We start from the raw sequence: 1,689 nt of genomic DNA, 5'->3' as shown, positions 1-1,689 counted from the left end.
GTGGTCGAGCAGGGACTGCAGCTCAAGAAGGTCGGCAACGAGATCGTCTCGACCCTTGCCGGCCGCGAGATTCATCCCATCAATGTCCGGGTGGGCGGCTTTTACCGCGTTCCCAAGCGCAGTGAGTTCGACGCGCTGGCCGAGCGCCTGAAGTGGGCGGCCGATGCAGCCGAGGAAATGATCGACTTCGTCGCGAAGTTCGACTTCCCCGACTTCGAGCAGGACTACGAGCTCGTCTCTCTTCTGCACCCCGACGAGTACCCAATGAACGAGGGACGCATCGTCTCCAACCGGGGGCTCGACATCCACGCCGAGCAGTTCGGCGAGCACTTTCGCGAGGAACACGTGGAGCGTTCGAGCGCGCTGCACTGCCGCCTCATCGAGCGCGGGCACTACATGGTCGGCCCGCTCGCGCGCTACAGCCTGAACTTCAGCAAGCTCACCCCCCGCGCGCAGGCCGCCGCCAGGCGGGCGGGCCTTGGGGAGACCTGCTTCAATCCCTTCCGCAGCATCGTGGTGCGCGGCGTGGAGGTGCTCTACGCCTGCGAGGAAGCCCTGCGGGTGATCGAAAACTACGAGCGCCCCGAAGCGCCCTTTGTCGAGGTTGAGCCCCGCGCCGGTACCGGCCACGCGGCCACTGAGGCGCCGCGCGGGATGCTCTATCACCGCTACGAGATCGACGCCGAGGGGATCATCCAGCTCGCCCAGATCGTGCCGCCCACTTCCCAGAATCAGGGCCGCATCGAAGACGACCTGCGCGCCTTCATTGAGCCGCGCATGCATCTCGACGATGAGAAACTCCAGTGGCAGTGCGAGCAGGCGATCCGCAACTACGACCCGTGTATCTCCTGCTCGGCGCATTTTTTGAAACTCCATGTCGATCGAAGCTGAAGGGGGCGCGGTAGTGATCGCGGTGGGCAATGAGATGCGCGGCGACGATGCGGCGGGGCTCGAAGTGGCCGCGCGGCTCGAAAGGACGCTCCCCGCGGGCGTCGCGCTAAAACGAACGCGCGGCGATGCGACCGCGCTGATGGAACTCTGGAAGGGGCGCGCCCTCGCGGTGGTGGTGGACGCCGTTTCGGGCGGCGGCGCGCCCGGGGAGATTCTGGAGATCGACGCCCTCGAGGAAGGCCTGCCGGCCGATCTCAAAAGCGCGTCGACCCACGACTTCGGGCTGGCGCAGGCTTTGGAACTCGGAGAGCTCATGGACGCGCTCCCCGGATCTCTTCGGGTCATCGGCATCGTGGGCGAAAACTTCGAGATCGGCGCGCCGATTTCCGATGCCGTTGCGGATGCGCTCGACGATGCGGCCGCGCGGGTGACCGCCGCGCTTTCGCAGGCAGGAGGCTGACTCATGCACGAACATTCCCTGATGAAGAACCTCATGGAAAAGATCGAGCAGATTGCCAGTGAGCAAAGCGCCGAGCGGGTGGTCGGCGTGAAGGTGTGGCTCGGCGCGCTCTCCCACATGTCACCCGGTCACTTCGCCGAGCATTTTGAGGATGCTTCGGCGGGCACCCTGGCCGAGGGTGCGCACATCACCTGCGAGAGCTCCGACGACATCAATGACCCGGGTGCGCAGGACATTCGGCTGCTAAGCCTCGATATCGAATAGATGGGCGCACTCCCCAAAACTCTGCCCGAACAGACGCGGCGCGTGCGCGCGCGCTTCGAGGGGCGTGTGCAGGG

The 1,689-nt window shown here is 65.5% G+C and carries 3 protein-coding genes; all 3 read left to right on the top strand.

Translation table 11 applies throughout. The features are described from left to right. The coding region (locus tag KDH09_07150) for a nickel-dependent hydrogenase large subunit (GenBank protein ID MCB0219452.1) at window positions 1–891 on the top strand (891 nt) is incomplete at its 5' end. Beyond that, on the top strand, window positions 875–1,351 hold the full coding sequence (locus KDH09_07145; protein ID MCB0219451.1) for a hydrogenase maturation protease: 477 nt from the start codon (window positions 875–877) through the stop codon (window positions 1,349–1,351). The genes KDH09_07150 and KDH09_07145, both read left to right, overlap by 17 nt. 3 nt (window positions 1,352–1,354) lie before the next feature. Then, window positions 1,355–1,615, top strand: coding sequence for a hydrogenase maturation nickel metallochaperone HypA (locus KDH09_07140; protein MCB0219450.1), 261 nt, complete (start codon window positions 1,355–1,357; stop codon window positions 1,613–1,615). The last annotated feature ends 74 nt before the right edge of the window (window positions 1,616–1,689 follow it).

The organism is Chrysiogenia bacterium (assembly GCA_020434085.1).
Taxonomy (GTDB): Bacteria; JAGRBM01; JAGRBM01; order JAGRBM01; family JAGRBM01; genus JAGRBM01.
Note: the sequence above shows the minus strand (reverse complement) of the source record. Positions and strands in the feature narration are given on the sequence as shown.